Below are 22,752 nucleotides of genomic sequence, written 5' to 3'. Positions count from 1 at the left end.
AATAATGTGTATGGTGTGTATTTTTAGAAAATCAGTGAGCGAGTGGAACGCCTTGAAGAGTTCGGAACTGATAAAACTGTTAAAAGATCATGGATGGTCACGGGTAAGGATCACTGGCAGTCATCACACCTTTAAACATCCAGATTCAGCTAACTTAGTCACTGTCCCCCATCCTAATAAAGACCTGAAAATCGGCACCGTCCGACAGGTACTGAAAAAAGCGGGGATTGAATGACTTGGTTTAAAATTTCAAACGATAAATGGGAACAGAAAATGCTATACCCGGCATTTATAGAAATTGATACTGACGGTACGGCAAGCGGGTGGTTTCCCGATGTTGACGGCTGTATTTTCGCCGGCAAAGATATCGATGAAGCCTATGCGGATGCAGCAAGCGCAATTCGAGCGCACTTCGAAGCGCTGGTAGAAAATGAGTTGAAAATCCCCGCTCCTAAACCGATGCAAGAGCATATTATCGCTAACGCAGCCGAATATACCGGCGGTCAGTGGGCGGTGATTAATGTCAACATGGATCAGTTCGATGGCCGTGCGGAGCGAATTAACATTACTCTGCCCCATCGTTTACTGCATCAGATCGATCGGGCAGTGATGAACACACCGGAGTACGGCAGCCGCAGTGCGTTTATTGCAGCGGCTACACGCAATGAGCTGCGTAGAGTCAGCTAACCGCTCTCCGCAGGAAAAAGCAATCGATCTCCCCGGCACCCGCCGGGGATTCCCCTTCTTAACTGCGCAGTCGCATCTACTCTCCTGCCACCTGCGCCTGATGGTATCGCCCGCAGGGAACAATCATCGGGGTATGCGACACCGGATCGTCGATAATCACGCTTTCCATGCCGAACACCTGCTGCACCAGATCGCTGCTGATAATCTCGGCAGGTTCGCCCTGGGCGATAATCTCTCCCTGCTTCATCACGATCAGATGATCGGCGTAGCGGCAGGCCTGGTTCAGATCGTGCAGCACCGCGACCATGGTGTGGCCGTGCTCCTGATTGAGCTGGCGGAACAGATCCAGCAGTTCAATCTGATGGGCGATATCCAGCCAGGTGGTCGGTTCGTCCAGCAGTAATAGCGGCGTTTGCTGGGCCAGCACCATCGCCACCCACACCCGTTGGCGCTGACCGCCGGAAAGCTCATCAACGCTGCGCTGCGCCAGCTCGCTGACGTTGGTCGCCTGCATGGCGGCATCCACCGCCTGGCGGTCCGCTTCGCTCCACTGTTTTAGCAGCGTCTGATGCGGGTAGCGCCCGCGTGCCACCAGATCGGCCACGCTGATCCCTTCCGGCACAATCGCATGCTGCGGCAGCAGGCCCAGCTGCCGCGCCAGGGCTTTGGTGCCCATCTGATGGATATCACTGCCGTCGAGCAGCACCTGACCGCTGCGCGGCTTCAGCAGGCGGCACAGTGCCCGCAGCAGCGTCGACTTTCCGCAGGCGTTTGGGCCGATAATTACCGTAAATTTGCGATCCGGTATCTGCACGCTGAGCTGGCTGGCAATCACCTTTTGATCGTAGGCCAGCGTTAAGTCGGCCGCCGCAAGGCGGGAGGATAAAAGCGTATCGGTCATGAGCGACGAGATTCCCTGATAAGTAGCCAGATCAGATACAGGCCGCCGATGCTGACGGTAACGGCACCGACCGGCAGTTGTATCCCGTTAAAGGCGTGCTGGGCGATAACATCGGCCAGCAGCAGCAGCACCGCACCGGTGGTCGCGGCGGAAAACAGCGGCATCGCGCTGGCGGCCGTCATGCGGCGGGCAATCTGCGGTGCCGCCAGTGCGATAAAGGCAATCGGCCCGGCGGTAGCGGTGGCCACGGCGGTAAGAATAATGCCACCGAGCATCAGCCACAGACGGCTTGATTCGGCGTTGATGCCCAGCGCGCGGGCGCTGTCATCGCCCATTTCCATCAGTTGCAGGCGGCGGCCCAGCAGCAGCGTGCCGATAATCGTCAGCGGCACCAGCACCAGCGCTGGCTGGCCTTTGCTCCAGGTAATGCCGTTGAGCGAACCGGCTCCCCACAGGGCGGCGCTCATTGCGCTTTCCAGCGAGGCACTGATAATCAGCCAGCTGTTCAGCGCCGACAGCACCGCGCCAATGCCGATACCAACAATAATCAGCCGGAAGCCGACAATCCCCTGCCGCCAGGCCAGCAGATAGACCAGCGCGGCGGCGGCGATGCCTCCGAACAGCGCGCCACCGGCAATCTGGTAGTAGCTGCCGTTAAGCAGAATGATAACAATCAGCGCACCGGTGAACGCACCGGCGTTGAAGCCGACCACGTCCGGACTGCCGAGCGGGTTGCGGATGGCGGACTGGAAGATGGCACCGCTGACGCCCAGCCCGGCACCGAGCACCAGCGCCATCACCACACGCGGCGCGCGCCACTGGTTAACCACGGTCTGAAATCCGGCCGGACCGTCGCCGAGCAGCGCCTGCCACACCTGACTGGGGGAAATCCGCAGCGTGCCGTAGCAGAGCGCAAACAGCGCCAGCAGCGTGGCCAGCAACAGCAGCGCCACGTTGACCCACAGTACGCGGGCGCTGAGCCGCAGGTTTATCCAGCCGCTGGCGCGGCCAATCAGTAGCGTTCGGGAGTGCATATCGCGGTCCTTAATTCTTACGCTGGCGAACGAGCCAGATCAGCACCGGGGCACCAATCAGCGCGGTAACGATCGATACCCGCAGCTCGCCCTGCACCATCAGTCTGCCCGCAATATCCGCCGTCAGCAGCAGGATTGGGGCCATTAAAAAGGAGTAAATCAGTATCCAGCGCTGGTCCGATCCCACCCACCAGCGGGCCACGTGCGGCACCATCAGTCCGACAAAGCCGATCGGGCCGACCAGCGCGGTGGCCGATCCGCAGAGCAGCATCACCGCCAGCAGCGCCAGCAGGCGAATGGCGACCACTTTAGTGCCCAGCGCCGCCGCCAGATCTTCCCCCATACTGAGGTTGTTCAGCGAACGCGATGCCACCAGCGCCAGCGCGGCACCGCCGAGAATGGCGGGCGCGACCACCGCCAGGTTATGCAGATCGCGGATGTCCAGCGTACCGGCCTGCCAGAAGCGCATCTGATCGAAGGTTTGCGGGTTCAGCAAGGAAAGCGAGGAAGTAAAGCCACCGAGCACCGCGCTGAGCGCCACACCCGCCAGCGTAAGGCGGATCGGATTCACCCGGCCACCGCTCAGGGTGCCAATCAGCCAGACGGCAATACTGGCCGCCAGCGCGCCGCCCCAGGCAAAGCCCAGCCAGCCCGCCATGCTGTTCACCCCGAACAGGGTAATGCCGACGGCCATGGCAAAGCTGGCACCGGAGTTCACGCCGAGGATGCCGGGGTCGGCCAGCGGGTTGCGGGTCAGCGCCTGAATCACCGCGCCAGCTCCGCCGAGCGCCAGCCCGACCAGCAGCCCGGCAAGTGTACGCGGCAGCCGGGCGTTAAAGATAATCGTGCTGTCCGGCCCCTGCATCTGGCCAAACAGGCTCTGCCAGACCACCGAGGGGGCGATCGATCGTGCGCCAATCATCAGGCTGGCAAGGGAAACCAGCAGCAGTAGCGCCAGGCAGATTGCCACACCGCTCAGGCGGGCAGCATAGCGCGCATCCACCGGCTGCGGCGGCGTGGCGGGCTGAGAACGGTGGAGCGACATCCCTGACAATCCTCTCTTAATTTTAGAAATGAATATGATTATTATTATCATTAATGTTATTAACTAATTATGTTACCATGCTGCCCGCCAGAAAAAAATCGGCATCCATCGCGCCTGACCGGACGGAGGCCATCCGCCCATCAGGTAATGGCTCATTTCGAACCTCATGGACACTATGGCTAAGTCATCTATTCTCCTCGATTTCAGTTTGCTCAAGCACAACGCTCACTTCCGCGCCATTTTCTGCGCCCGTATGCTCTCCGTTTTCTCGCTGGGTATGCTGGCGGTGGGCGTACCGATTCAGATCCAGGCAATGACCGGTTCCACCCTGCTGGTGGGCGTGGCGGTGGCGCTGGACGGCGTGGGCATGTTTATTGGCTTAATGCTCGGCGGCATTCTGGCCGACCGGCTGGACCGCCGTAAGCTGATTCTGTTTGCACGCGGCACCTGCGGGCTGGGCTTCGTGGCGCTGAGCCTGAATGCCTTCAGCCCGGCCCCCTCGCTGTGGGCGCTGTATGTGCTGGCGGCGTGGGACGGCTTTTTCGGCGCGCTGGGCATGACCGCTCTGATGGCAGTGATCCCGCTGCTGGTGGGCCGCGAGAACCTCGGCGCGGCCGGGGCGTTAAGCATGATCACCGTACGTCTGGGGGCGATTCTCTCCCCGGCGATTGGCGGGGTGATTATCGTCGCCGGTGGCGTGGGCTGGGCGTTTGCCGTGGCGGCCATCGGCACGCTGGCGACGCTGATCCCGCTGGTTCGCCTGCCGCAGATGAAGCCGGAACCGAGCGAGCCCGAGCATCCCCTGCGCGCGCTGGTCAGCGGCGTGCAGTTTGTCTGTCGGCAGAAGGTCGTGGGTTCCGTGGTGCTGCTGGGCCTGCTGATCAGCATCGTCGGTGCGGTGCGGGTGCTGTTCCCTGCGCTGGCGGAGAGCTACCAGGCGGATGCCTCGGCGATTGGTTTGATGTATTCGGCGGTGCCGCTGGGCGCGATGATCGGCGCACTGACCAGCGGCTGGGTGCCGCGCAGCGCGCGCCCCGGGGTGGTGATGCTAGTGAGTGCCACCTGCGCTTTCGCCGCGATTGCCTCGCTGGGGCTGTACGGTCATATGCTGCCTGCCCTGCTGGCGCTGGTGGTTTACGGTTACTGCAATGCGATTGCTTCGCTGCTGCAATATATGTTGATTCAGCATCATACGCCGGACGCGCTGCTGGGCCGGGTTAACAGTCTGGGGACGGCGCAGGACGTGTGCGGAGACTCGATCGGTGCGCTGGGTCTGGGCGTGCTGGGCCGGGTGCTGGCACCGTTGATGAGCGTGTTTGCGTTTGGCGCAACGGCGGCGGGCGTGGCGCTGTTGCTGGCGGCGTCGGTGAAAACTCTGCGGCGCTGTTCGTTGAGCGAGCCGGATGAAGCGGAATCCTGCGAGAAGTCGGAGCCAATAGCGGGGTGATGTGGTGGCAAAAGTCCGGCGTTGCTTTTACGGCGCGGGAAGTCGGTGACCGGGCGACCGTAATGGGGAATAACGCCGGGTCGCCGTTAACACATCCCTGTGGGCTTAGCTGCGGCCTCCATGCCGCAGATACCCGGCTTATCTTCCCCACCACGTTCACCTTTCAGGCTTTCGAATGGCTGTTTTAAAATCTGGCGCGATTTCCAACCTTCAACGCCGATTTGGCGATCTAAGCCATGATCCACAGCCGATATTTTGAAGAAGTGAAGATAGATGAATCTGAAAACCAGCATTTTTCCAGAAAGAAGAATTTTCGCCACCCGCGACACCTAAGTTAACGGCAATCGGTGCAGGCCGGGTTCACGGACCGTCGGGCGCAGGGATGCGCCCGTCGAGGCTACATGGATGTATTCACGCCGAGTCCGTGAACCCGGCCTGCACCGATAAGCCAATAGCCTGAATTGAAGCGCCGCCTGCGCGATATCTTAGCGTTCACTGGAAAAGCTCAAAGTGAGCACGGCGAACTCACTGTGCCTTAAAATCCCGCTCAATGCTGTTCAGCATATTACTGGCGCTGTAGTAATCCAGACGGAACGTATCCGGCCCCATCGAATACACCCGCTTCGCGCTCACCGGCTCCAGATGCACCAGGAACTGATTCGCCTCCACCTTCTGTACCGTCTCATCATCGGACGAGAACAGAATCATCGTCTTGCCCGTCAGCCCCGCCGCCATATTCTCGCCGGTCAGTTGGATAATGTCGTTGCGCTTGCCCATGCTGGTACCGCCGTGAACATCAGCGGGCGGCATCGCCAGGCTGAAGCCCAGCTCGGTCAGCAGCTTGCCCTGCGCCGATTCCGGCGTCCACAGATTCACGCCGCGCCCGTCTTCATAGTAAACCAGGGCTGACACCGGCTGCGGTGGCAGAGTAATCTCCTGCTTCACCTGCTGCACGCGCTGCTCAAAACGATCAATCACCGCTTTCGCATCGTTCTCGCGCCCGGTGATATCACCCAGCTGAAGCGCCAGCTGCTGCCAGCTTTTATTGCCGTAATCAATCACCAGCGTCGGCGCAATGGTCGACAGCTGATCGTACAGCTTGATCGCCGAATCCCCGCCGGTAGCGGCGATGATAATCAGATCGGGTGCCTCGGCCGCAATTGCTTCCGCATTCGGCTCGGTCACGTACAGTGGTTTCAGCTGGCGTTCTTTCGCGACCGCGCTCCACTGGGTAAAGAAGCCCTGCTCATCCGCCACCGTCGAGTTGCGCCCGGTGGCGCCGGAACCAATCACCGGCGCGTTAATCGCCAGCAGCGTACCGGTCAGGGTGACGCTGGTGGACACAATCCGCTTCGGTGCCTGTTGCAGGGTCAACGCGCCTTTCGGCGTTTGCAGGGTGCGCGGCCAGCTTTGCGGTTCACTTACCGCCGCGTTTTGCCGATCTGAACCAGACGTTTCACCTGGCGCGGAATTTTGCTGCTGTTCACCGTACGCCGCGTCATGATGTTCGGTGCCGTGGTGCTCACCTTCGGCGGCGTTCTGATGGGCAACAGCATCATGCTGCGCCGCTGGCTTAGCATCGTCGGAGGCTTGGTCACAGCCGCTGAGCATCACGCCCAGCGCCAGTGCACCGGCAACCAACATCAGGCGGGTAACGGAAGATTGAGGTTTCATGGTTAGGATTTGGTTGTAAATGAGTCTTATTATCATACATGCAATACCCTTGAAGTTAAACGCTTTAGCCGCAGGCGGGCGGCAATCAGCATGGGGTATCATCCGCATAATTTATGGATACAGCGCATGCGAATTGGATTTATCGGGCTGGAATAAAAAAGGCTGCGTGACGATCGCGTCAGCAGCCTGTTTTACTTAGCGAAATCGCTCTGAATTACACTTTCATCCAGCGGCCTTCCGCAGCGGAAACGGCAATCGCTTCCAGCACTTTCGACACCTGCAGACCTTCCGCGAAGTCCGGCCACATGCGGTCATCGGCGGCGATGCCGTTAATCAGGTCGCGCACTTCAACGGTTTTCTGATCGTTAAAGCCGATACCGTGACCGGCAGAGATGCAGAATGCCGCATAGTCTGGGTGTGCAGGCCCGGTCAGGATGGTTTTGAAGCCCTGACGACCGGCCGGTTCGTCATGGATATACAGCTCAAGCTCGGCCATGCGCTCCTGGGTGTAGCGGATGGTACCTTTGGTGCCGGTGACCACGTAGGTCAGGCCCATTTTGCTGCCGCAGGCAATACGCGAGGTCTCAATCACGCCGTGCGCGCCGTTAGCAAAGCGCAGCAGCGCGCTGGCCTGGTCTTCGTTTTCCACATCGCGCAGCGTAGACGGATCTTTCGGGTCCGGACGCTGTTTGATGACCGTCATCATATCGCCGCTGACTTCGCTGATGTTGCCCACCAGGAAGTGCGCCATATTGACGATATGCGCAGCCAGATCGCCCAGCGCGCCCAGTCCGGCCAGCGCTTTCTGGCAGTGCCAGTCCAGCGGGGTGTTCGGGTTAGCCAGATAGTCTTCGTTGTGGGTGCCGTAGAAATGCACGACTTCACCGATTTCACCGCGAGCGATAATCTCTTTCGCCAGCTGGCTGGTCGGGTTTTTCATGTAGTTGAAGCCCACCAGGGTTTTTACCCCGGCTTTTTCCGCTGCGCGAACCATTTCTTCCGCATCTGCCACATCCAGCGCCAGCGGTTTTTCGGAATAAACGTGCTTTCCGTGGCGAATCGCTTCCAGCGCCATTTCCTTATGCAGGAAGTTTGGCGCGCAGATATCCACCACGTCGATATTCTCGTCCGCCACCAGCTCACGCCAGTCTCCGGTCGATCGGTTAAAGCCCAGCGCGGCGGCCTGAGCGCGCGCTACGTCCGGGTTAACCTCGGCAACCATCTCACGTACCAGTTCGCCTTTCAGCTTAAAGACTGTAGAAGCCTGAGAGTAAGCGATAGCGTGGCAGCGTCCGATGTAGCCGGTGCCGATCAGTCCGATTCTGACTTTTTGCATGACAAATCCTTGGGTGTAGGGGTGGCAAAATGGAACGAAATGAAAAATTAACTGGAATATATATTTCAAAAATACGCAACTCAATATGAAAATGAAATAAACGTGATCGCGCTTGCATAAAGAGATGTAACCGTCAGTGCAACGCAGATCCAACCTGCAAAGCGGTACGCAAAAGATAAAAAAATGCGGGTTACAGCACAAAATACGCATCAACTGCCGATTTAATCAGCAGTTAAACCAGAAACATCAAATCAGCCTTTGACATCCCCTCCCCCACTCGATACTATGCGCCCCGTTCAAACGATTCCTCTGTAGTTCAGTCGGTAGAACGGCGGACTGTTAATCCGTATGTCACTGGTTCGAGTCCAGTCAGAGGAGCCATATTTAGAGAAGCCCGCTTAAGGAAACTTAAGCGGGCTTTTTGCTTTTGCGTTAAACGGTCAGGCGATCGGCATTATGGCCCGCGCGAAATGCCCCTTTATGCGGCCGACCATCATCGATGAACGAGTGAGCTATCTGCCTCAGCGGCCGACTAGCCATCAGTTGAACAGGTTAGTTTGTCCCATTCGTCTATTTCCTGACCTAATGCCGCGAGCTTTTGCCGCACTAAGCCCAGTGCATCACTGCCTAACAATAAATGCGTGGGTGGGTTCCGGCTCTCCATGATTGCCAGCATAGCGCGTGCGGCTTTAACGGGATCGCCGAGCTGCTTACCGCTTTTTTCCTCACGAGACTGACGGATGGGATCGAACAAAGCATCATAGTCCGGGATGCTACGCGCGCTGCGTACCATTGAGCGCCCGGCCCAGTCGGTGCGAAACGAACCGGGTGCCACGGCGGTCACGCAGATGTTGAACGGGTTAAGTTCTTTGCTTAACGTTTCTGATATCCCTTCCAGGGCAAATTTGCTGCCGCAGTAATAGCTGATGCCGGGCAAGGTAATGAAACTGCCCATCGAGGTGATATTGATAATATGGCCGCGACGGCGCTGACGCATGCCCGGCAGCACGGCTTTGATCATCGCCACGGCACCAAACACATTCACGTCAAACTGGCGGCGCATCTCAGCGAGCGAAGATTCTTCCATGATGCCTTCATGGCCGTAACCGGCATTGTTCACCAGCACATCAATCGGACCGAGGGTGGACTCAATTTCCGCAACGACTTCATCAATTCGCTCAAAGTCAGTTACATCAAGAAGGCGTCCAAAAGCCCGCTGCGCATCGAGCACCTCAAAAGCGTTGAGCGCTTCGTGGTTACGCACCGTACCAATGACGCGATGGCCTGCGGCGAGGGCTTCCTGCGCCAGCGCGCGGCCAAAGCCGCTGCTGACGCCGGTGATTAAAATCGTTTTTGCCGATGTCATAACATAACTCCCATAAACAGTGAAGATTGCATGGTATTCTCTGCCCCGGCGCATTTTGAGGCCTGATGTTCTCTTTTTATTGCCTGATTTTATGAGGCTCTGATATGTCTGAATTGATTGCTCAGGTAAAAGCACTCGCTGCGCAGGAGGGATACAACCTCACTGCGTTGCCCGATGTGCGAATTTTGCGTGCCGATCGCCCACTTGCCAGAACGCCTGTGCTTTATGACCCGGGTATGGTGATCGTCTGCCAGGGTAGCAAACGGGGCTATTTCGGTCAGCAGACCTATTTATATGATGAACAGCACTACCTGGCGGTTTCGGTGCCTGTGCCGTTTGTGATGGAAACCGACGCCTCGGCTGAACATCCGTTGCTGGCGATTTATATGCATCTGGATTTCCAGCTGGCCACTGAACTGATGTTGCAGATTGAACAGCACGGCACCCCGCATCCTCCCGCTGCGCCGCAAAGCATGATGTCGAGCCCGATGGATGACGCAGTAAAAACGTCCGTGCTGAATTTGCTTGAAGCCCTGAATAATCCGCTTGAGGCGCCCATCCTCGGCCCCGGGCGGGTACGTGAACTTTATTACCGCGTGTTGACGGGTGCACAGGGCAATGCAATGCGCGCCGCGCTGGCTTTGCAGGGGCAGTTCGGCAAAATCGGTAAAGTGCTGGAGCGCATCCATGCGACCTATGCGGAACCGTTAACGCTGCCGCAGCTGGCGCTGGAAGCCGGAATGAGCGTGCCGACGTTTCATCACCATTTCAAAGCGATAACCCGGATGCCGCCGATGCAGTATGTCAAATCGGTACGCCTGCACCAGGCGCGGATGTTGATGGTGCGTCAGCAGCTCACCGCCGCTGCCGCGAGCTACGCCGTCGGCTATGAAAGCCCATCGCAGTTTAATCGTGAGTTCAAACGTCTGTTTGGTCTGCCACCGGCAGAGGAGATAAAACGCATGCAGCAGCACTTCGCCGTTCCGCCTGTGCAGCCCGCGTCAGTATTCGTTTCATCACATTAAGGTGGCATGGCCGAATCTGGTGGCATATTAAGTGAAAGGCCATCATGTGAGCTATGAGTGAAAAGAAGAAAGCAACTTAGAAGAGTGAAGATTTTCGCGACTATAAAACTTGCGAAATACAGTCACCCTAATTAATATCCATCCGGATGGTTAAATATGAGGTGAGCATGGGACGTAAAAAAGAGATTAGTACTGACAGTATTCTGGATGCGGCTGAGCAAGTGATCGGGCAGATTGGAGTGGCAAAGCTAACAATCGATGCGGTCGCTGCACAGGCAAAAATCAGCAAAGCAAGTGTTCTGTATGTTCACAAAACTAAACAGGTACTGCTTGAAGCAGTAGTCACTCGCGCTATGGAACGTGACGATTTGATGCATCATGAGATGGAACTTACGTTAGACACAAATGACAGTGTTGCTTTGAGAGGCCGTATTGAAGTAGCCAAAACGCCACCGCCCGAAGAGTTTCGCCCTATTGCTCTTAGCCTCAGTTCCGCGCTCATTCTGAATGAAGATCTTCGTAAAACAATGCAACAACATCAGACTGAAGTGATTGAACGGATCACGACGACATCTTCAAACCCTCGTGGCGCCATGCTGGCATATCTGGCCTTAGAAGGATTCAAATTCCTGGACCATCTGGATTTTCACAAATGGACAGCTGACGAACGAGCGCAAATACTCGCTGAACTTAACTGGCTGGCAGATCAGGACGTTCCCGCAATGAAGGTTAAAGGTGATTAAAATGTCTAAAAGCCAGGAAGACCTGCAGAAATTAATGGCTAATCGTCGTGTTTTCATCACTGGTGGAAGTGGCTTTGTTGGGCGAAATCTGATCCGCTATTATCGTCGTTCCGGTGCGGAAGTGCGGGTTCTGACCAGAAGTGATATCGCAGACCGAAAGGTGTCAGAAGCGGGAGGCATTCCTGTTCGTGGTGATATGTTTGCTGCAGACTTGCATCTTTCTATGCTGGATTGTGATCTGTTGATACATGCAGCTGCGGATACGGCACATGCCTATCACTCTGCAGAACAATGGCATGTCAATGTGAATGGCACCGATCAGGTATTTGCAGCAGCACAGAGAGCAGGATTAAAAAAGGCAGTGTATATCAGTACTGAGTCAGTATTGCTCACCGGTGCTCCGCTCATCATGGCTGATGAGACATCACATATACCGGAAAAATCTGTCGGCGCTTATTCACGTTCAAAAGCGGCAGGTGAACATAGAGCTCTCGCATATCAAAACGAGGCTATGAGTGTCACTATTGTACGGCCCAGGTTTGTCTGGGGTAATGGGGATACCACTGCCTTGCCACAGCTTACTGAAGCAGTAAATAAGGGAAAATTCGCCTGGATTAGCAACGGAAACTATTTAACCTCAACAACTCATATTGAAAATCTATGCCAGGGAATAAGCCGTGCCGCTGAGTATGGACGTAATGGTGAGATTTATTTTATTACCGACGATACACCTAATAATTTCAGAGAGTTTGTCAGTGCGTTACTGGCGACTCAAGGAATAAATGCGCCCTCCAAAAGTGTTCCCCGTACGCTGATCCGTATACTTGCGCAGTTAGGTGACGGATTGAATCGATTAACCGCGGGAAGAATAAAAAGCCCATTAAATATGCAGGTTTTCGCCACATCGGCAGTGGAAGTATCACTGGATATCACCAAAGCCAGGAATGAGCTCGGCTATCAACCGCTGATATCTCTGGAACGTGGACTGGAATTAATGACAAGGTAAATCTTTTATCATAAAACCTGCGGTATTCGGCAGTGTCACCGTTTACAGCAGGTCCAGTTGAGTTGACGATCCTGGTGGGTAGACACCCTTGCACCCTGAGTATTCGTCAACAGATGTAGAGCACTGACTGATTCGAAAAGAAAAGCGGTGATCGTCCTGTGATTCTCGCTCAATATTTGTAACCAGTAAGTGCCTTGCCTGAATCACTGCAAAGTCTCATTCTGAGGGTGAACCCCGTTGGTAATACGCGTCTTCATACCTTTCCGGAAAAGGGTCTCTTACCCGGCTGCAGAATACAAACTAAATTGCGCTACCCTGAATCTGTTCCGCCAGTTCGTTTAGTTCTGCCATTTCATTAATTGACAAGGTCATTGACGCAGCAGCCAGATTTTCTGCCAACCGTTGTCTATTTCTTGTCCCTGGGATGGGGATCGCTGATATCTGCATCTCTCTGGCTTTGGTATAGAGCCACGCCAGAGCGACCTGTGCCGTGCTCATATTTTTCGCTTCCGCAATAGCGCTTACCTTTGCGACAATTAAAGCATTGGCGGCCAGATTCTCACGTGTAAAGCGTGGAAAATGGTGGCGAGCGTCATTTTCCGCAAGCACTGTGTTAATAGTGCTATTCGTCAACAGCCCACGGCCCAGGGGAGCATAGGGAACCAGCGTAATACCCAGCTCTGCAGCAACGGGAATAACATCCTGCTCAATGTCTCGGCTGAAGAGTGACCATTCTGACTGCAGTGCCGATATGGGATGAATCGCACTGGCTTCACGTAACTCATCGCCATTGACAGCAGAAAGACCTACTGCGCCGATTTTTCCTTCCACGACTAAATCAGCAAGTGTTCCGATTGAGTCGCTCAGAGGCACTGCGGGATCGCGCCGGTGCATATAATAAAGATCAATACAGTCAATCTGCATCCTCTGCAAAGAGCGGTTTACCGCTGTCCGGATATATTCCGGCCGATTATCTATACTCCAGTCGTAAGGATTTTCAGGCGTGCGCGTATAGCCGAATTTGGTGCAGATAAACATTTTATCTCTGTAGCGGCGCACCCAGGGGGAAAGAAATCGCTCATTTTCGCCCAAACCGTACATGTCTGCGGTATCAAACATATTGACCCCCTGTTCAATAGCCGTTTCAATTACCGCCTCCACATTTTGTATGTCGGTGGGTCCATAAAATTCACTGATCCCCATACAGCCGAGCCCCTGGATACCTATTTCACGGCCATGGTTGCCCAATCTGAGGGTGGGAATTTTGTTTACAGGGCTGGTCATATTTATTACTCCAGTGGTTGGTATGGCTGTGTTATAACTGTGGAGTTAACCCCATAGTCAAGGAGAAATCAGTGCTGATTTCAGAATTTGCCAAAGCTACCGGAATGACTGTCGATACAATACGTTTTTATATCGCGAAAGGTCTTCTCACTCCGCACGTCGGGCGCAAAGGAGGCTCACGACCCTATCAGATATTTTCACAGGTGGATGTCACAACGGCACTGATGATTAAACTACAAAAGTCGCTGGGCTATTCAATTCGCGAAATTGTTGATATCAATGCCGGTTATCACGTGCAGCCGGTTTCTCCACAAGCGACCATTAGGGCGTTAAAGCAACAGATAGATAAACTGGAAGAAAAGCAAAAAAACCTTCAGTCTGCATTGTTATTTCTGCGTGATAAATTGCAGTGGGTTGAGAGTGGCATGCCCGAGGATGCCCCGCATGCAGAAAAGTATCTTTGTCAGCAACGGTGATACCCGGCAGCGGTAAGAGATGACAGAGGACTCATTTCTCTTATCACCTCACTGTTCTTTTTTTCGGGATTAACGGCTCCCAGCTTAATGTAAACTGACCACTACCGACATACCTGGCCTGAGGTTCTCAGCTGCAGAATGATCGGGAGTGATTGCCACTGCAAATTTTTGTGATATTTTGATGAAATTGCCCGCAGCATTACTGGCGTTCAGGGCGCGTGTTTCACCTAATGAAATGGGGGAAATTTGCTGTATCGTACCCGTAAATTTTTTACCAGGAAGGGCATCAACTTCATAAAATACTTTCTCACCAATTCTGAGCAGATCCAGTTTACTTTCTTTAAAGTTAGCGATTATCCAGGGGCTTCCGGTTGACAAAACGGTGAGTGAGTCACCAATAGCAACTTTATCGCCGGGATTTACATAAACCTCACCTACATTGCCATCGTCGAACGCCCTGATCTTAGTATAATTTAAATCCAACTGTGCACGCGCAATGCTGTTATCTGCAATTTCCAATTGTGCTCTCAGGGATTCTTTACTTTTTATGGTATAATCGAGATTTGCTTCAGCACGGAATATCGCAGTAGTGGCACTCTGTACTTTAACATTACTTACATTATATTCGCTTTTAATCGTATCAAAATCGGCACGGCTAACAATCCCTTTTTCTGCCAAGGGTGAATAGCGTTGGTATTTGTTTTTTTCATTAACAAATTCAAATTCTGCTGACTTTTTATCATTCTCTGCACTTTTGATATCTGCTGTTGCGATGGAAATAGCGTTATCACTGTTTTTTAGCTCAGATAAAATACGTTTACGTTCAGCTACCGCTTTTGCCAGCACGATTTTATATTCACTATCATCAATATTAAATAATAAGTCCCCTTTCTTCACATGCTGAAAATCTTTGATATAAACTTCCCGTATCTGACCTTGTACCTGAGGTACGACATAAGTAATATTTCCGCGCACACTGGCATTGTCCGTGGTCGCCCTGTCACCTAAAAAAGATAACCAACCACCAGAATAGAAAATCAATAGTATTGCACTAACCAGTAGCAATACTGACACCCTAAAAATTGCGCTGGGTTTTAGTCCCAATGTTTTCATATTAGCCTCGATAAGTGACACATAGACTACGTACAAGAAAAAGTGTAACCAATGAAAAAAGTGACAACATCATCAACACTATCATGTTGTCATGCCAGGCTAAGCTATCTGCTAATTGTGTTAGTTTCTTTATGCCTTCATCAGCAGAGAACTGAGGCGATAAATCTTCTGAACGCCTGACGGTACCGGGTGTTATTTTATCGCCTAATAATGCAATATATTCCGCTGAAAATATTTTATGCATGGCGGTGATTACTGCATTTGATATCAGGGTCCCCATTGACTGTGCCCCCAGAAAAATAAGCAGGAAGCTCATAAACTGCGACTTGCCCAGTATTAGCGCTCTTGTATATCCGTAGTATATTGCCCCCGAAATATATAAGGCTGAAGCAACCCCCATAACAAACTGCCCCATAATGAATTCTTCCGGTGCCGGGGTATCACCTGACAGATAGTCAGAAATCAGGGCAAAAAGACATAACCACAAGGTTATATACTGAAACGCCACCACGTTCTTTTCACTTATAAAACGCAATGCCATTATTGTACCGAAAACCAGCCCTGCACTGAAAGCCAGATAAATAGAGGGAAAATCTGCTTTACCTGCAGTGCCATTATTCATCAGTAGTGGAACAACAATGCTGTTTGTTTCACTCATTATGATCCTGAAGACAAAGAGCGAACAAAAAAACAAAAACATTTCCGGCTTTGTGATCCATGAAAAAACAACAATTGGATTTTTACGATGTCGCTCATTAGCAAAAAGAAGAGCTAAACTTAATCCACTGATAACAAGTAGAAACGAGAGCGAATCACCATCATCACCGAAATAAACCACAATACTGATAAGGTATAATGACAGTGACGATGTAAAAATAAATAAACTGATATAACTCACTATATCTCTGCACTCAAACATATTCTCTTTTACCGTCTGAGTTAGTGGTATAAAGATAATAACCACCAAACTCAATAGCGCCATAAAAATATCAATAACAAAAACACCGGTCCAATAGCGCTCATCGATAATCCAATTAGTCACTATGCTGGAGAATGAAACAGCCAGTTGACTTCCAAACATACCTAGCGTTAATCCAATGAGAATCTTCCTGTGAGATTTTATTTTTTCATTGACATAAAATACAGCAAGCGTGTTGAGAGGAGCACTGGATATCCCCATCAAAAAACGGGTAATAAAGGCCATTATCGAGTTATGACTATACAACTGCAGTACGGAGCAGATTAAAAACATCACCAGGCCCAGCTCAGCAAACAGCTTTAGGCCAACAAATGCACGAAATTTATATAAAAGCATTATCGCAGTCAGGTTAGACATATAAAATACTGAGTTAAGCAATAACATGTCATCCTGGGTAAGGCCGACATACCCCTGGATAGATGCAATATTAGATGCGAAAAGATTAATCGAAAATCCCTGGCTAAGGCCAAGAATCAGAGCCGCTGTGATATATAGAAAAACTTCACATTTCGGATGCTGTGACAAAAAATGGCCAAACTGTATGGCTAAAGATTCTTTATTATGAATTATTTTAAGTTTGGTTATCATGTTTTCACTGAATGCTCTTTTATTATTTTTCTGAACTCAGACCACATTTATGCGGTGAGTTCAGGCCGAACCCAGCTGACAGGCAACTAATACCGGACTGATCGTAATGTTGACCAAGTTTCGGGATAATTAATTAAGTACTAATGTTTTTAGGCGGTTTTATTTGCCTACAGATAGTGCCCTTTCAGCAACAGGGGAAAATTTACATCACGTGTTGAAACCGCTTTTGACCTGCCAACGATGATAAATGTATCGCTTACAGTCGATCATAGAGTTCGCCCAATTGGGTAAATATTGTCACGACCGCTGTCAGTTCCTTCTCTGAATAGCTGGCAAGCGAAGTCTGTAACCACTCGTGTATCATCGCTTCCCGTTGCCTGCTGCGCTGCTGGCCGATGCTGGTTAGCGTCACCTCAACTCGGCGACGGTCGTCATCGGCAACATGTTTTTCAACATATCCGGCAGTAACCAAGCCTTTCAAAAGCTGCGTTACTGCTCCGCTGGAGGTTTCCGTACCCTCAGCTAATTCCGTGACAGACAATGAACCACGTTCATCCAGCAGTTTCAGAATGCGCGCGTGGGTCATCGATAATGCGCCCAGTTCCCGGGTCGCACGGCCACGCAGACGCGCATCCGCAGCACTTAACTGATACGCAGCCCTGACGAGCATCGTGAACGTTGGTGTTTCCTGAGTCATAAGGGCTCTACCCGGTCTAAGTTTTGATTAAGATAGCGAAAGTCTAAACGTGCGTCAATTTAATTTAGTACTTAACTAAATGAATTACACATGCGGAAAATTTATGAAGACAAAGCATTTTGTTACTCTGTAAGACATTTCCATAATGGCATGATGTTTACTAAAACCATTCTCTCTAATGAAAATATGGAGGGGTATTCAATGCCCACATTTGGCACATAGCAAACTGAAGCCCGCTCTGAGCAAGTATCAGCTTTCTCCCCCCAAAACATCACCCAAGAATCGCCTCCAGCCGTGCCAGCACCTCATTGACAATAACCTCGCCCTCCATGGCAGCCCTTCACTATCAGGCAACGCTGTTCTTCGCCGTCGCCGGCAGCAGCGTTTTACTGCCTTTAAGGGTGAAGATAGAAATCACCGTAAAGCTCAGCGTAATACACCCCAGGGTCAGATACGCCTGATGGAAGCCGACGGTATCGTACATCCGCCCTACCCACGCTGAGAGCACCACGCCCGATAGCTGTTTCGATAAGTTAAAGCCGATCAGGAATAGAGTGGCGGAAAGCTTGGGGTTAAACGCCGAGGAGATGTACTTAAAGGTGCCGACCAGTAGAAACGGCAGCTCAAACATATGCAGCATCTTGAGGATCACCACTTCCACCGCCGAGCTGGCAAAGGACGACCCCAGAATACGCATGGACATAATCAGTCCGGCAATTAACAGGGCATTTTTGGCACCGATGCGGTTAATAATAAACGGCGCGCAGAACATGATCATCGCATTGAGCAGCTCCCCGCCGGTGGTGACAAAGCCAAACACTTCGGTGCCGCGCTGCGGGCTGGAGAAAAAGCCTTTAAAGAAGTTGGCGAACTGCTGGTCGAACACGTCATACACGCTGGCCACGCCCACCACGTAAACAATAAAGCCCCAGAAGCGCGGCATCCGCAGCAGTTCGGCGGCGGTGCGCATTGAGAACGCACGGCGGTTGGCGCCCAGCGCGTCGATGACTTCGGCGCTGTTGCTGCTCTCGGGTTTGGATACCCACAGGAGCACGCCGAGGATCAGCGCAAATCCGGAGGCGATCCAGAAGGTAATATTCGGGTCGATGCTGAACAGAATGCCGGTGATTGAGGCACACAGCGCCCAGCCGATGCAGCCGGAAACGCGGACCTTGCCGTATTCAAAGCGGTTGGCGCGGCTGACGCGTTCAATATACGCCTCCACCGCACCGGAACCGCTGGAGAACACCATCCCCAGGTAGATCCCGCCCACCAGTGCACCGGCGATGATGTTCATCTGCAACAACGGTGAGAACACGAAGATAAAGAACGGCGCAAAGAGGATTAACAGCCCCGTAATGGTCCACAGCAGGTGCTTGCGCAGCCCGAGCTTATCGGAAATCAGGCCGAACACCGGCTGGAAGACAATGGAAAACAGGGAAATCGAGGAGAAAACAATCCCGGTTTCGGTTTTGGTCAGGTGGTTAACTTCCGCCAGCCACACGGGGAAAAACGGGAAGTAGGCCGACATAATGAAGTAGTAGAAGAAAAAGAACAGCATGAAATAGATAAAGTTGTGCCGTTCACGTGGGGCAAGTTCAGAAAGTTTCATGGTGATGTCCCGTATTATTCCTGTAGGGTTGGGGGCTTCTGCCACCGATTATTATTGGAAGTACATCGTTAACCGTTATTGTCATCCCGTCTCAGTCAGCAGCCGCTTTTAAACTAAAATGTCGCCCGCCAGACATGAATGATTTCGTTATCAGATATTTTCGTTAATGCCGCAATAACGGCGAAAATGAAACCCGCCCGCCGTCACGAAACGCCGGGAAAACGGCTGCTTTTTGTCGTTCGTTAAACATAAAATGTTAGCGCACGACATTCACCTTTACCGCAATAAGGAGCGCCGCATGCAGCGCCATTTGGCAACGTTAGAAGATGTCGCCCGCGAGGCCGGCGTTTCCCAGCAGACGGTTTCCCGGGTGCTGAATAATCCGGCGGTGGTGGCCGAACGCACGCGTGACAAAGTGATCCGCGCGATGCAGGCGCTGCACTATGTCCCGAACCGCTCCGCACAGCTGCTGGCGGGGAAATCCGCGCCGTCGATTGGGCTGATTACCGCCTCGCTGACGCTGCACGCGCCGTCGCAAATTGCCGCCGCGGTGAAAAGCTACGCCGGATCGCACCAGCTGGAAGTGTCGATTGCGATGCCGGTTCAGGCCGATTTTTCGTCGCTACAGGACCGCCTGAACGAGTTCCGCGCTCAGCATATTCGCGGGGCGATTATCAGCCTGCCGCTGGAAAGCAGCGTGGCGGAACGGCTGGCGGCGGAAAACAGCGATATTGCCTGCCTGTTTCTGGATGTCTCGCCGGAGAGCGACGTCTGCTGCGTGCGTTTCGATCACCGCGACGGCTGCGGGGCCTGCGTGCAGCACCTGTGGGATGCCGGGCATCGGGAGTTCGGCCTGCTGGCCGGGCCGGAAAGTTCCGTCTCCGCCCGTATGCGCCTGAGCAGCTGGCGCGAAGCGCTGCACCGGCTGGGGATCGCCAACGCGGTGACGGTATTTGGCGACTGGAGCGCCGCCAGCGGCTGGCAGAAAACCTTTGAGCTGCTGCACCAGCATCCGCGGATCAGCGCGATGGTGGTGGCCAACGATCAGATGGCGCTCGGAGTGCTTAGCGCGCTGGCACAGCTCAATCGCACCGGCAGCCGGGCCGTCTCGGTCACCGGCTATGACGATACGGCGGACAGCCTCTACTTCCAGCCGCCGTTAACCACCGTGGCTCAGGATTTCAATGTGTTGGGGAAACGCGCGGTGGAAAGGCTGATCCAGCTAATGGCCGCACCGCAGATCAAGATCCGCGAGCTGCTGCCGACGCGGTTGATCATCCGCCAGTCAACCCGCCCTTACAGCGGGGAAACTGACGATGAAAAAGAGAAGGTGATTACGCAGTTAAAAACGCTGGTGGAGAAGCTGTGAACATCGCAAACGGATCATCGCGCGATGTCGATCCCACAGAGAAACAGCCCCTCACACCAGCGACATCAGTTAAAAGCGGAACGCGCCGCCCACGGTGTACTGGGTTTGCGCACCGTCAGAATTGGCGAACCGGCTGCTGACATCGGTATACAGCGACAGGTTATCGCCCATCAGCCACTGCACGCCCACGCCGCCCCGGCCAAAGCTCTTGTCCGGCGCTCCGATGCTCACGCTGCGCACAGCCCCTTCCGCCCGGTCGCGAACGTTGAACTGGTCATTCACGCCGTCGCTGAGTTCACGCACCCAGGACAGATGCGCGTACGGCAGTAAGGTCTGATGCTGCGTAACGCTGAATGATGAGGAAATTTTCCAGCCCAGCGAGGCTTCCAGCGAGTTGAAATCCTGCTTCTGGTAGTCCACGGCGGTGCGCAGATCTTCACGGTCGCTGAAACCTTCAACCGAATAGTGCGTGTAGTCCAGTCCGGCAAACGGCCCGGTGCGCAGCTGAGCAAAGGTGAAGTCATAGCCGCCGTTCACCCGGCCACCGTAGAAGTTGGCGTTGGTATGGCCGTTAAGCGTGTGGTCCAGCAGCGCCAGGCCATCGCCTGATTCGATATACACCGAGCGGCGGGTATCGAGGCTGGCCCGTCCGGCAGACAGGTCACCGGTCAGCCACAGCGGGTTATCGAAGGTCAGCTGGCCATAAACCCCCAGTTGCCAGGTGTCCCCTTTCACCGATCCGTCACGCTCCAGTTTATCTTTATTACGCTGATAGCTCAGGCTCGATCCCAGCACGGCACGATCGTTGAACTGGTAGTCAACCAGGGCATAGGCCATGGTATTTTGCGCACGCCCCTGCGGCACGGTATCAAAACCATCCGCCGGGGTAGACTGGCCTTCAATACCGACGGCACCTCCCCATGTGCCCGCTTCACGAGGCTGCAGGCTGAGCAGCTGACGGCGACTATCGTGCAGATCGTTGAGGCTCTGATGCTGACGGCGCAGGCTCTCTTCCACCACGCGCTCAAGCTGTCCCGCGGAAGATGCGGAGTACAGCAGGTCGGTATTGGACCACTCAAGCAGCAGCCGGGTGAGGATTAACGACACGTCGTGCAGGCGCTGGGTAATTCTTTCCTGACCAAACACGCTGGTCAGGAATTCTTCGTTATCCGTGGCCGGGCTGTGCCAGGTTGCCCCGCCCGGTACTGCCGGATTGGTGGTCTGGGTATAGCCGTCTTTATCACCGATATCCCAGTTGGTCGCTTCCAGATACAGCACCGGAATGTCGAGAATGTTAAAGCTGTCGCCGTCGCTACAGCAGCCGGTCCCGGCCGGATACTGCGGATCGAGCCCCGGGTTGGTATACAGCTTCACGCCCAGCTCTTCGGAAATGCGAAACAGCTGGTCGCGCAGGCTGGTCAACGCCGGGTTGCTGACGCTGTTATCCCCGGCGTGGGCATAAAGCATATCCCCGGTGATCATACTGTCCATGTTGATCATCCCTTTCAGGTTGCCGGTCAGGTTGTTGGCCTCCAGCTCTTTAACCATCGCCGCCGAACCGCGCAGCCCCTCCTCTTCCGCACCGAATGCCGCAAAAACCAGCGTGCGCTCGGTCTGAATGCCGCTCAGATTATGCGCAATTTCGGTCAGCAGAGACGCGCCCGAGGCGTTATCGTCCAGCGCTTCCAGCGTCGGTCTGCCGTAGTAGGAGTCGAAGTGCGCGCCGGTAACAATATAGTCATCCTGCAAACCTTTATTGTAAGCAATCACGTTCTGCGAGGCGCGAGTCTGGCCCCGCACGGTCCAGGTAAAATCCTGGCGGAGAACATTGTAACCCGGAGACATGCGGTCCTCCATCCACTGTGCCGCGCCGACAAAGTTATCGGTGTCTCGATATCGACCGGGATAATCGTGGATTAAAGTATCGAGGGTTTCTTTGGCGTAGTCGCCATATTCAACGGCAGCACCGGCCTGTTGAGCCGAGAGGAGAGCTAAAGCCACGGCGAGTTTCTTAAACATTCCTTTACCCTATGAGTTATTGTCATTAATAAAAGCAAGTATTTCAGCCAGCGAGATAAAGCACCGATCGTGCCAGGGAGTGCATAAAGGGGATGGACCGAGGTTTTTTTGCGAGAAATCAACAGATTGAAATGAATAACTATGCAATCCCTATGCAAACCGCGTCCAGCACAGCCACGTTGTAACGTTAGTGTAAAAAAAAGCGGTGGGTGAATATTCATTTACTATTTTTACAATATTCTTACGAAAAGTGTGCTCAAACCTGCAATTTATCCTCTCCGATCCGCCGGATGCACCACTGACGAACAGCGTTGCACGGTGATGAATCAGTGAGATGCCGGGGTGATTAAG

The 22,752-nt window shown here is 53.5% G+C and carries 21 protein-coding genes and 1 tRNA gene; 9 read left to right on the top strand and 13 right to left on the bottom strand.

Translation table 11 applies throughout. The annotated features are described in order from the left end of the window. Positions 1 to 4 precede the first annotated feature (4 nt). The gene (locus OMR58_RS07330) at positions 5 to 235 is read left to right on the top strand and encodes a type II toxin-antitoxin system HicA family toxin (RefSeq protein ID WP_370569539.1); all 231 of its coding nucleotides are present in this window, start codon (positions 5 to 7) and stop codon (positions 233 to 235) included. Between the two features lie 38 nt (positions 236 to 273). Further along, the gene (locus OMR58_RS07325; RefSeq protein WP_200548026.1) at positions 274 to 687 is read left to right on the top strand and encodes a type II toxin-antitoxin system HicB family antitoxin; all 414 of its coding nucleotides are present in this window, start codon (positions 274 to 276) and stop codon (positions 685 to 687) included. Between the two features lie 76 nt (positions 688 to 763). Here the strand turns inward: OMR58_RS07325 and OMR58_RS07320 are convergent, their stop codons facing one another. Genes OMR58_RS07320 through fepD form a run of 3 tightly spaced genes read right to left on the bottom strand, consistent with a single transcriptional unit; the run spans position 764 to position 3,667 of the window. Continuing rightward, positions 764 to 1,588: an ABC transporter ATP-binding protein gene (locus OMR58_RS07320; protein ID WP_264545587.1), complete on the bottom strand. Its 825-nt coding sequence runs from the start codon at positions 1,586 to 1,588 to the stop codon at positions 764 to 766. Then, a complete protein-coding gene (fepG, locus tag OMR58_RS07315) occupies positions 1,585 to 2,622 on the bottom strand; it encodes an iron-enterobactin ABC transporter permease (RefSeq protein ID WP_264545586.1) in 1,038 nt (345 codons plus the stop codon). The genes OMR58_RS07320 and fepG overlap by 4 nt, the downstream gene beginning before the upstream one ends. A gap of 10 nt (positions 2,623 to 2,632) precedes the next feature. Further along, positions 2,633 to 3,667, bottom strand: a complete 1,035-nt coding sequence (gene fepD, locus OMR58_RS07310) for a Fe(3+)-siderophore ABC transporter permease (protein WP_264545585.1) — start codon at positions 3,665 to 3,667, stop codon at positions 2,633 to 2,635. A 175-nt stretch (positions 3,668 to 3,842) separates the two neighbouring features. Here fepD and entS point away from each other — a divergent pair, with 175 nt between their 5' ends. After that, positions 3,843 to 5,114, top strand: a complete 1,272-nt coding sequence (gene entS / locus OMR58_RS07305) for an enterobactin transporter EntS (protein WP_200564035.1) — start codon at positions 3,843 to 3,845, stop codon at positions 5,112 to 5,114. Between the two features lie 86 nt (positions 5,115 to 5,200). On the opposite strand, the gene OMR58_RS07300 is transcribed toward entS, so the two are convergent. The 3 genes from OMR58_RS07300 to OMR58_RS07290 form a co-directional block, all read right to left on the bottom strand. Then, positions 5,201 to 5,434: a hypothetical protein gene (locus OMR58_RS07300; RefSeq protein WP_264545584.1), complete on the bottom strand. Its 234-nt coding sequence runs from the start codon at positions 5,432 to 5,434 to the stop codon at positions 5,201 to 5,203. A gap of 205 nt (positions 5,435 to 5,639) precedes the next feature. Beyond that, complete coding sequence (gene fepB / locus OMR58_RS07295) at positions 5,640 to 6,788, bottom strand: Fe2+-enterobactin ABC transporter substrate-binding protein (RefSeq protein ID WP_234471914.1); 1,149 nt, start codon at positions 6,786 to 6,788, stop codon at positions 5,640 to 5,642. Between the two features lie 214 nt (positions 6,789 to 7,002). After that, positions 7,003 to 8,124: a Gfo/Idh/MocA family protein gene (locus tag OMR58_RS07290; protein WP_105591523.1), complete on the bottom strand. Its 1,122-nt coding sequence runs from the start codon at positions 8,122 to 8,124 to the stop codon at positions 7,003 to 7,005. Between the two features lie 305 nt (positions 8,125 to 8,429). On the opposite strand from OMR58_RS07290, the gene OMR58_RS07285 reads away from it, so the two are divergent. Beyond that, positions 8,430 to 8,505 (top strand) — tRNA-Asn (locus OMR58_RS07285). A 151-nt stretch (positions 8,506 to 8,656) separates the two neighbouring features. Here OMR58_RS07285 and OMR58_RS07280 read toward each other — a convergent pair. Next, on the bottom strand, positions 8,657 to 9,490 hold the full coding sequence (locus tag OMR58_RS07280) for an oxidoreductase (RefSeq protein WP_264545583.1): 834 nt from the start codon (positions 9,488 to 9,490) through the stop codon (positions 8,657 to 8,659). A 104-nt stretch (positions 9,491 to 9,594) separates the two neighbouring features. On the opposite strand from OMR58_RS07280, the gene OMR58_RS07275 reads away from it, so the two are divergent. The 3 genes from OMR58_RS07275 (at position 9,595) to OMR58_RS07265 (ending at position 12,264) form a co-directional block, all read left to right on the top strand. Continuing rightward, positions 9,595 to 10,515, top strand: a complete 921-nt coding sequence (locus OMR58_RS07275; protein WP_264545582.1) for an AraC family transcriptional regulator — start codon at positions 9,595 to 9,597, stop codon at positions 10,513 to 10,515. A 167-nt stretch (positions 10,516 to 10,682) separates the two neighbouring features. Continuing rightward, a complete protein-coding gene (locus OMR58_RS07270) occupies positions 10,683 to 11,258 on the top strand; it encodes a TetR/AcrR family transcriptional regulator (protein ID WP_200561165.1) in 576 nt (191 codons plus the stop codon). A 1-nt stretch (position 11,259) separates the two neighbouring features. Then, the gene (locus tag OMR58_RS07265; protein WP_264545581.1) at positions 11,260 to 12,264 is read left to right on the top strand and encodes an NAD-dependent epimerase/dehydratase family protein; all 1,005 of its coding nucleotides are present in this window, start codon (positions 11,260 to 11,262) and stop codon (positions 12,262 to 12,264) included. Between the two features lie 300 nt (positions 12,265 to 12,564). Here the strand turns inward: OMR58_RS07265 and OMR58_RS07260 are convergent, their stop codons facing one another. Continuing rightward, complete coding sequence (locus OMR58_RS07260; protein ID WP_264545580.1) at positions 12,565 to 13,548, bottom strand: aldo/keto reductase; 984 nt, start codon at positions 13,546 to 13,548, stop codon at positions 12,565 to 12,567. A 71-nt stretch (positions 13,549 to 13,619) separates the two neighbouring features. Between OMR58_RS07260 and OMR58_RS07255 the strand changes: the two genes are divergently transcribed. After that, positions 13,620 to 14,024, top strand: coding sequence for a helix-turn-helix domain-containing protein (locus OMR58_RS07255; protein ID WP_264545579.1), 405 nt, complete (start codon positions 13,620 to 13,622; stop codon positions 14,022 to 14,024). Between the two features lie 84 nt (positions 14,025 to 14,108). Here OMR58_RS07255 and OMR58_RS07250 read toward each other — a convergent pair whose 3' ends face one another. The 4 genes from OMR58_RS07250 to OMR58_RS07235 all read right to left on the bottom strand — a co-directional run bounded on the left by OMR58_RS07250 (position 14,109) and on the right by OMR58_RS07235 (position 19,013). After that, positions 14,109 to 15,137, bottom strand: coding sequence for an HlyD family secretion protein (locus tag OMR58_RS07250; RefSeq protein WP_264545578.1), 1,029 nt, complete (start codon positions 15,135 to 15,137; stop codon positions 14,109 to 14,111). 1 nt (position 15,138) lies between these two features. After that, entirely contained in the window at positions 15,139 to 16,704 is a 1,566-nt protein-coding gene (locus OMR58_RS07245) for an MFS transporter (RefSeq protein WP_264545577.1), read from the bottom strand. Between the two features lie 256 nt (positions 16,705 to 16,960). Further along, complete coding sequence (locus tag OMR58_RS07240) at positions 16,961 to 17,401, bottom strand: MarR family winged helix-turn-helix transcriptional regulator (protein WP_200561153.1); 441 nt, start codon at positions 17,399 to 17,401, stop codon at positions 16,961 to 16,963. 346 nt (positions 17,402 to 17,747) lie between these two features. After that, positions 17,748 to 19,013, bottom strand: a complete 1,266-nt coding sequence (locus OMR58_RS07235; protein WP_105591504.1) for an MFS transporter — start codon at positions 19,011 to 19,013, stop codon at positions 17,748 to 17,750. A 298-nt stretch (positions 19,014 to 19,311) separates the two neighbouring features. Here OMR58_RS07235 and OMR58_RS07230 point away from each other — a divergent pair, with 298 nt between their 5' ends. Beyond that, the gene (locus tag OMR58_RS07230) at positions 19,312 to 20,382 is read left to right on the top strand and encodes a LacI family DNA-binding transcriptional regulator (protein WP_264545576.1); all 1,071 of its coding nucleotides are present in this window, start codon (positions 19,312 to 19,314) and stop codon (positions 20,380 to 20,382) included. A gap of 69 nt (positions 20,383 to 20,451) precedes the next feature. Here OMR58_RS07230 and OMR58_RS07225 read toward each other — a convergent pair whose 3' ends face one another. Then, positions 20,452 to 22,401: an autotransporter outer membrane beta-barrel domain-containing protein gene (locus tag OMR58_RS07225; protein ID WP_264545575.1), complete on the bottom strand. Its 1,950-nt coding sequence runs from the start codon at positions 22,399 to 22,401 to the stop codon at positions 20,452 to 20,454. Between the last annotated feature and the right edge of the window lie 351 nt (positions 22,402 to 22,752).

The organism is Erwinia sp. INIA01 (assembly GCF_025947915.1).
Taxonomy (GTDB): Bacteria; Pseudomonadota; Gammaproteobacteria; order Enterobacterales; family Enterobacteriaceae; genus Erwinia; species Erwinia coffeiphila.
The sequence above is the reverse complement of the archived record's forward strand: the minus strand, read 5'-3'. Positions and strand labels throughout refer to the sequence as shown.

Bases quoted from the DNA above. Each gene is read 5' to 3' on its own strand.
- OMR58_RS07330 (WP_370569539.1), top strand. From the start codon at position 5: ATGTGTATGGTGTGTATTTTTAGAAAATCAGTGAGCGAGTGGAACGCC.
- OMR58_RS07325 (WP_200548026.1), top strand. From the start codon at position 274: ATGCTATACCCGGCATTTATAGAAATTGATACTGACGGTACGGCAAGC.
- OMR58_RS07320 (WP_264545587.1), bottom strand. From the start codon at position 1,588: ATGACCGATACGCTTTTATCCTCCCGCCTTGCGGCGGCCGACTTAACG.
- fepG (WP_264545586.1), bottom strand. From the start codon at position 2,622: ATGCACTCCCGAACGCTACTGATTGGCCGCGCCAGCGGCTGGATAAAC.
- fepD (WP_264545585.1), bottom strand. From the start codon at position 3,667: ATGTCGCTCCACCGTTCTCAGCCCGCCACGCCGCCGCAGCCGGTGGAT.
- entS (WP_200564035.1), top strand. From the start codon at position 3,843: ATGGCTAAGTCATCTATTCTCCTCGATTTCAGTTTGCTCAAGCACAAC.
- fepB (WP_234471914.1), bottom strand. From the start codon at position 6,788: ATGAAACCTCAATCTTCCGTTACCCGCCTGATGTTGGTTGCCGGTGCA.
- OMR58_RS07290 (WP_105591523.1), bottom strand. From the start codon at position 8,124: ATGCAAAAAGTCAGAATCGGACTGATCGGCACCGGCTACATCGGACGC.
- OMR58_RS07280 (WP_264545583.1), bottom strand. From the start codon at position 9,490: ATGACATCGGCAAAAACGATTTTAATCACCGGCGTCAGCAGCGGCTTT.
- OMR58_RS07275 (WP_264545582.1), top strand. From the start codon at position 9,595: ATGTCTGAATTGATTGCTCAGGTAAAAGCACTCGCTGCGCAGGAGGGA.
- OMR58_RS07270 (WP_200561165.1), top strand. From the start codon at position 10,683: ATGGGACGTAAAAAAGAGATTAGTACTGACAGTATTCTGGATGCGGCT.
- OMR58_RS07265 (WP_264545581.1), top strand. From the start codon at position 11,260: ATGTCTAAAAGCCAGGAAGACCTGCAGAAATTAATGGCTAATCGTCGT.
- OMR58_RS07260 (WP_264545580.1), bottom strand. From the start codon at position 13,548: ATGACCAGCCCTGTAAACAAAATTCCCACCCTCAGATTGGGCAACCAT.
- OMR58_RS07250 (WP_264545578.1), bottom strand. From the start codon at position 15,137: ATGAAAACATTGGGACTAAAACCCAGCGCAATTTTTAGGGTGTCAGTA.
- OMR58_RS07245 (WP_264545577.1), bottom strand. From the start codon at position 16,704: ATGATAACCAAACTTAAAATAATTCATAATAAAGAATCTTTAGCCATA.
- OMR58_RS07240 (WP_200561153.1), bottom strand. From the start codon at position 17,401: ATGACTCAGGAAACACCAACGTTCACGATGCTCGTCAGGGCTGCGTAT.
- OMR58_RS07235 (WP_105591504.1), bottom strand. From the start codon at position 19,013: ATGAAACTTTCTGAACTTGCCCCACGTGAACGGCACAACTTTATCTAT.
- OMR58_RS07230 (WP_264545576.1), top strand. From the start codon at position 19,312: ATGCAGCGCCATTTGGCAACGTTAGAAGATGTCGCCCGCGAGGCCGGC.
- OMR58_RS07225 (WP_264545575.1), bottom strand. From the start codon at position 22,401: ATGTTTAAGAAACTCGCCGTGGCTTTAGCTCTCCTCTCGGCTCAACAG.